Source organism: Bartonella sp. PS7NMGDW (genome assembly GCF_042193585.1).
Classification (GTDB): domain Bacteria; phylum Pseudomonadota; class Alphaproteobacteria; order Rhizobiales; family Rhizobiaceae; genus Bartonella; species Bartonella grahamii.
The window spans coordinates 1-4019 of the sequence record NZ_JBHILX010000039.1 but is presented as its reverse complement, the minus strand read 5'-3'; the positions used below and the strand labels follow the sequence as shown (position 1 = coordinate 4019).

The following is a 4019-nucleotide window of genomic DNA, read 5'->3' as shown; positions in this document are numbered from 1 at the left end:
TGGAGGCAAGCCCTCTGCAATGGCAAAATCGTAATCGGGTTCAAAATCCGCAGGCAATCGACAACCGCGATTAGCTTTCGCTCGTTTTGCTTTTTTGGGAACGTTCTCTTGCTCGTGAATGGGAGGTTGGTTGTCTACACCCGTTGTGATTTGCTCTGATGTGGTCTCAACAGCAGCAACCTCTGTTGGCTCATGAACCTGTTCGTTTGTTTCTAAACTTTCAGAACCAATTTCTTTTTTTGCTAATACGATAGTATTAGGTTTTTTATTATATATGTTATTGTCTATGTTAATGTGTTTCATCATGATGTCATCATGACCTCGTGATGACATCATCATGACATCATCATGGTCTTTTGATGAGTCATCTTTATGTTTTTTTCTCTTAGTATTCGCAGCTTTTATAGCTTTTTCTGAAAGTTTATTTAAATTCTCATTGCAATTTTTTAATTCTTCTTCAACATCGAGATTCCATAAACGACCATCTGCTAAACGAATAATATATCCTTCTTCTAGCAAAACATTCAAAGCTGTCTCAAATTTCTTTACTGAATAACCAGTGTAATGAGACAAAACTTTAATGTTACAAAAAAGAGGTTCACCAGTACGAAGCATGCGAAATCGCAATCTCATATAGATATTACCTTCTACAGGAGGTAAATAATCGACGACCACCGCCCATTTATCGGCAAACAGTCTCGTCCATGGTATTTTACTGGACATGTATATCCCTTTCTTTCATCAAATATAAAATTGCTAAAGCATCTGCTTCGTTGTCGTCTTTAGGCGTATGTCCTTTGGAACATATTGCCTTAATCATTTTTACTTTTGATGCGTTTCCTTTTCCTGTTGTTGCTTTCTTAATTGTGCCAACAGGAATGCCTTCATACGGTATCTGATGATGTTCACACCACGTCGTTAAGGTTGATAACAAGTCACCGTAAATATGCACTGCATCAGTACTATTATGACGCCTCACTTCTTCAAAATACACCGCGTCAATGCTGTCTACTGTCTGTTTTATTTCTGATAGACATCTCTTAAAGCGTAAATAATGCATTCCACCGACTTCAAAATATCGGGGGTGGAAATTCATGACACCACTGATGATGTGACCATCCGCACCGCATATCGCCCAGCCTGTCTTGGTCCCTAGATCAAGACATAAAATGGTTTGTGCGTTAGTGATCATAATCCCCCCTTAAGGCTCTACGTATTTATATGTTTGCTATGACAGAGCGCGTAGTTATAAGTTTTAAAAAATTGGATTAACTCAATTCAGACGCACACTACACGCATCATTTATTAATTTGATTTCTTCTTCTCTTTTTTCGATGAGTTTATCCCTTAAGAAATCAAGCCTATTTTTGACTAAGGCTATAAATAAGATTAGCTCATTTAAGCGATAAAAAGATGACAGCTCTTGAGAAAAATAATTATCAAACCAAGTTGTAAAAGCTTGCGTAAACACAGATAAAAACCATTTATTAAAATCATCGTACGGCGATAACGGAAAATATTTTTTATCATCACGTGCAAAGATACTATGCAGTATATAGACAAGACAACCATTTGATAAGGGATCTATGCGTGTTTCAAAACATGTATCTTGAGGCGAACGGACACCATAATATATGTCTTCCCGTCCAATCTTATTAACAAGATCAATCAACTGAACTTTGCTTATGGAGATTTGTGGGACATCTATCATCTCTGATCTTTCTTCTTTAAGAGTGTGAATGGTGCTGTTGATGTTCATTACTATCTGTAGGAGCAGCAATAAAAGCAGAACTAGAGCTAGAACTATCCTTCAACTTTTGCAGCTTTAGATAATTTATTACGGAGATAGATCCTCTTTTTTCCCACTTGCAAACAGCTGCTTGAGTTACACCAAGCATTTTCGCCATTTCTGATTGTGTCCAATTAAATTTGCCCCGTATTGACTTAGTCAAATTCTTAAAATCTTCTCGTTGATCCATTTACAAGCTCCAATTACAGCTTTGTCTTATTTTATTCATATAATTATAGTTATATAAAGTCAATGAAAATTATCTTTATCAACGATAAAAAAATAAGGTAAGCAGAAGTATGAGTAATAAATCTAATATCATAAGCACATTAAAAAAGATTTTGACCGAGTTTAACTTAACGCAAGAAGATGTAGCCAAACGGCTAAACGTAACACAAGCTTCAGTGTCTAAGTGGTTAAAAGATTCTGATCCACGCGGCTCTAATCGAGATGCCATTTTAGAATTATATAAAGAACTAAAAGGGGATAATCACTTCACAACTTTTGTTCCTCTTATGGGGTATATTGGAGCAGGAACACAGATAGATCCAAGTTTTGAACAAATCCCTGAAGATGGTCTTGAACAAGTAGAAATTCCTTTTGCTTTACCTGATGATATGGTTGCTTTTGAAGTTAAAGGAGATTCTATGATACCAGCCTATAAAGATGGAGATATGGTTATCGTAAGACGGCGCCAAATTAAAACAATAGAATCCTTTTTTGGCAAAGAAGCCGTTATTTTAACACATGATAATAAAAGATATATAAAGCAGATTAGCAGGGGAATGAATGGTGAAATAGATCTGCTTTCTTGGAATGCCTTACCTATTAAGAATGTTAAAATTGTGTGGGTTGGAGAGATATTTGCTATTTTGCCAATAAGTTCTTACAGCAAGATGATTCGGACTTATCGCTAATTATCCCCCCCTCTTATTTAGCAAGATATTATAATATTTTTTATAAAAAATATAACTTTTTATAATTTTTTGCTTGCTATTTTATAATTATAGTTATATAAGTAATTATACAAACCACGCACAAACAATTGCCAAGAGGCGTTAGGGAGGAGAAATTATGGAAAATCCAATTCTTATAAATTCTGATGAAATTTTATTAGTTGCCTACGATAAAGATCAACACATTGCAGAGTCTGGACCACTTGATGCAAGCCAAATTCTAAGCATTGTTGATGAGGTAGATGATGCAATCCAAATCTTTCGCATCAATCCTTCTGAGAATAATTGTGAAGATATCTCTGAAGAAATTGCAGAAGTATATGTAAAAGAAAATATCGAACATCTCCATGAAGATAGTGAGGTTCATTATTTTATATGCGAAAGTGATGTTTACAATAAACTTTTAGATGAGATCGCAGACGAAAAATATAATGATGAGATTTATGGTACTTACGAACAACAACACCGTTTGCGTGCATGTGATGTGCTTTAAAATCTAAGGGCGTTTTAAAGACGCCCCTTTCAATCCCACCAATATGAGGTCTGTAATGGAAAAGCTTCTTGCTACTCAATACAATATTATTCAGCATCAAAAGGTTCAAACTATTAGCGCTCGTGATTTATATACCTTTTTAGAGGTAAAAACCGAGTTTAGAAAGTGGATAACAAACTGTATTAAAGAACTTAGCTTTAGAGAAGATGTCGACTTTGTACTTTCTACTAAAGAATTATCAAACTCCTCACGTGGAAATCCTTTTAAAGATTATGCTCTCACTTTAGACACAGCAAAACACATTGCCATTTGTGAACCTGGTCTCAAAGGTAAACAAGTGCGTGAATATTTTCTGAAATGCGAAAAAAAAGCAAATTCAAAAATCGATTATTCAAATCCTGAAACATTAGAAGATTTCTTAAGACATCTAAGACAGCAAATTAAGCAGAATGACAATGTTGTCACAGCGAACGGAGTGAAGCATGCGTAATTTTATTACAACATCTGAAAGCAATTTTCAAAACACAACAATTCCAACCATGTCTAGTCGTGAAATTGCAGAATTGTGTAGTAAACAACATAAACACGTTATGCGTGATATTAAGCAAATGCTTGAAGAGTTGCACTCTAAAAGTACTGAGCCCAAATTTGGGCTGAGTGAATTTGTAGGTTTTTACAAAGATTCAACTGGTCGCACTCTCCCTTGTTACAACCTTCCTAAACGTGAATGCCTCATTTTAGTTTCTGGTTACAGCATGACATTACGCGCTAGGATTATAGA

7 protein-coding genes and 1 pseudogene are annotated in these 4019 nt (G+C 35.2%); 4 read left to right on the top strand and 4 right to left on the bottom strand.

All coding sequences use genetic code 11. The features are described from left to right. The 4 genes and pseudogenes from ACFIKJ_RS08715 to ACFIKJ_RS08700 all read right to left on the bottom strand — a co-directional run. A pseudogene (locus ACFIKJ_RS08715) lies at positions 1-723 on the bottom strand (hypothetical protein); the annotation flags it as partial. Further along, the gene (locus ACFIKJ_RS08710) at positions 713-1192 is read right to left on the bottom strand and encodes a crossover junction endodeoxyribonuclease RuvC (protein WP_375670502.1); all 480 of its coding nucleotides are present in this window, start codon (positions 1190-1192) and stop codon (positions 713-715) included. The pseudogene ACFIKJ_RS08715 and the gene ACFIKJ_RS08710, both read right to left, overlap by 11 nt. Positions 1193-1273: 81 nt before the next feature. Further along, positions 1274-1759, bottom strand: coding sequence for a hypothetical protein (locus ACFIKJ_RS08705; protein ID WP_375670501.1), 486 nt, complete (start codon positions 1757-1759; stop codon positions 1274-1276). Beyond that, positions 1728-1979 carry a helix-turn-helix transcriptional regulator gene (locus ACFIKJ_RS08700; RefSeq protein WP_375652093.1) on the bottom strand — a complete coding sequence of 84 codons (252 nt, stop codon included), beginning with the start codon at positions 1977-1979 and terminating at the stop codon, positions 1728-1730. The genes ACFIKJ_RS08705 and ACFIKJ_RS08700 overlap by 32 nt, the downstream gene beginning before the upstream one ends. A gap of 109 nt (positions 1980-2088) precedes the next feature. Between ACFIKJ_RS08700 and ACFIKJ_RS08695 the strand changes: the two genes are divergently transcribed. The 4 genes from ACFIKJ_RS08695 to ACFIKJ_RS08680 form a co-directional block, all read left to right on the top strand. Beyond that, positions 2089-2706 (top strand): XRE family transcriptional regulator, encoded by a 618-nt coding sequence (locus ACFIKJ_RS08695; RefSeq protein WP_015856319.1) that lies wholly within the window; start codon positions 2089-2091, stop codon positions 2704-2706. Between the two features lie 157 nt (positions 2707-2863). Continuing rightward, positions 2864-3238: a hypothetical protein gene (locus ACFIKJ_RS08690; protein ID WP_375652094.1), complete on the top strand. Its 375-nt coding sequence runs from the start codon at positions 2864-2866 to the stop codon at positions 3236-3238. 55 nt (positions 3239-3293) lie between these two features. Continuing rightward, positions 3294-3728 carry an antA/AntB antirepressor family protein gene (locus tag ACFIKJ_RS08685; RefSeq protein ID WP_375627578.1) on the top strand — a complete coding sequence of 145 codons (435 nt, stop codon included), beginning with the start codon at positions 3294-3296 and terminating at the stop codon, positions 3726-3728. After that, the coding region (locus ACFIKJ_RS08680) for a Rha family transcriptional regulator (RefSeq protein ID WP_375670499.1) at positions 3721-4019 on the top strand (299 nt) is incomplete at its 3' end. The genes ACFIKJ_RS08685 and ACFIKJ_RS08680, both read left to right, overlap by 8 nt.

Coding starts and splice junctions, on each gene's coding strand:
- ACFIKJ_RS08710 (WP_375670502.1), bottom strand. CDS start 1,192: ATGATCACTAACGCACAAACCATTTTATGTCTTGATCTAGGGACCAAG.
- ACFIKJ_RS08705 (WP_375670501.1), bottom strand. CDS start 1,759: ATGAACATCAACAGCACCATTCACACTCTTAAAGAAGAAAGATCAGAG.
- ACFIKJ_RS08700 (WP_375652093.1), bottom strand. CDS start 1,979: ATGGATCAACGAGAAGATTTTAAGAATTTGACTAAGTCAATACGGGGC.
- ACFIKJ_RS08695 (WP_015856319.1), top strand. CDS start 2,089: ATGAGTAATAAATCTAATATCATAAGCACATTAAAAAAGATTTTGACC.
- ACFIKJ_RS08690 (WP_375652094.1), top strand. CDS start 2,864: ATGGAAAATCCAATTCTTATAAATTCTGATGAAATTTTATTAGTTGCC.
- ACFIKJ_RS08685 (WP_375627578.1), top strand. CDS start 3,294: ATGGAAAAGCTTCTTGCTACTCAATACAATATTATTCAGCATCAAAAG.